Below are 1,143 nucleotides of genomic sequence, written 5' to 3' on the forward strand. Positions count from 1 at the left end.
TGGCCGCCGCCGGTTGCGGCTACCTGCTGTGGCGCGGGGTGCCCACCCTGGGCCGCGCGCTGTTCTTCGGCGATGCGCCGCCACTGCTGGCCATGGCCGGGCTGCGCCCGGTGTGGGACGGCATATGGCCCGCCTGCGCGGGCAGCCTGTACCTTGTGGGACTGGCCACCCTGCTGGTGCTTGGGCCGGGCGTTGGCTGCGGCATCTACCTTGCCGAATACGCGGGGCCGCGTGCCCGCCGCCATCTGGGGCTGGCCGTGGAACTGCTGGCCGGGGTGCCGTCCATCGTCATGGGGCTGTTCGGGTTCACGCTCATCCTCGTGCTGCGCCGCACCTTCATGCCGCAGGCCAACACCTGCCTGCTGCTGGCCGCCGGGTGCCTGGCCCTGCTGGTGCTGCCCCCGCTGGTGGTGTCCACCCGCGCCGCGCTGGAATCACTGCCCCCCGAACTGCGGCTGACCGGAGCGGCCCTGGGCCTGACCCGCGAGCAGACCGTGTTCCGGGTGCTGCTGCCGGAGGCCGGGCGCGGCATCCTGGGCGGGGTCATGCTGGTCATGGGCCGCGCGGCGGAAGACACGGCGGTGATCCTGCTCACCGGAGTGGTGGCCAACGCCGGGCTGCCCGCCGGGCTGCTGGCCAAGTTCGAGGCCCTGCCCTTCACCATCTACTACACCGCCGCCCAGTACCAGACCGAGGACGAACTGGCGCGCGGCTTTGGCGCGGCGCTGGTGCTGCTGGTCCTTTCCGGCTCCATGATGCTGGGGGCCGGAGCCTTGCAGCGGGTAATGGCGCGCCGCCACAAGGGAGAGGATGCATGGAACTGAACATACACGATCCCGAGCCGGGCCTGCGGGTAACCGGGTTGTGCGTGTCCTTCCATGGCCGCCCGGCGGTAAAAGACGCCTCGCTGGACCTGCCCCGCACCGGGGTCACCGTGTTGCTGGGCCGCTCCGGCTCGGGCAAGACCACCTTCCTGCGCGCCCTGAACCGCCTGAACGAATGCTTTCCCGGTTGCGAGACCACCGGCTCCATCGTGCTGTACCCCGGCGGCCCCGATGGCGGGCGGCATGCGGACAGCCCCCCCGGCACCCCGGACGTGCCGGGGCCGGACGGACCCTGCGACGTGCTGGGGCCGTCCGGCCC

The 1,143-nt window shown here is 72.3% G+C and carries 2 protein-coding genes; both read left to right on the forward strand.

The features are described from left to right. Positions 1-824 (forward strand): PstA family ABC transporter permease (locus tag FVW20_RS16150; protein WP_196610400.1); only part of this gene is annotated, 824 nt, incomplete at its 5' end. Next, the coding region (locus tag FVW20_RS16155; protein ID WP_196610401.1) for an ATP-binding cassette domain-containing protein at positions 815-1,143 on the forward strand (329 nt) is incomplete at its 3' end. The genes FVW20_RS16150 and FVW20_RS16155, both read left to right, overlap by 10 nt.

The organism is Nitratidesulfovibrio oxamicus, assembly GCF_015731765.1.
Classification (GTDB): Bacteria; Desulfobacterota; Desulfovibrionia; order Desulfovibrionales; family Desulfovibrionaceae; genus Cupidesulfovibrio; species Cupidesulfovibrio oxamicus.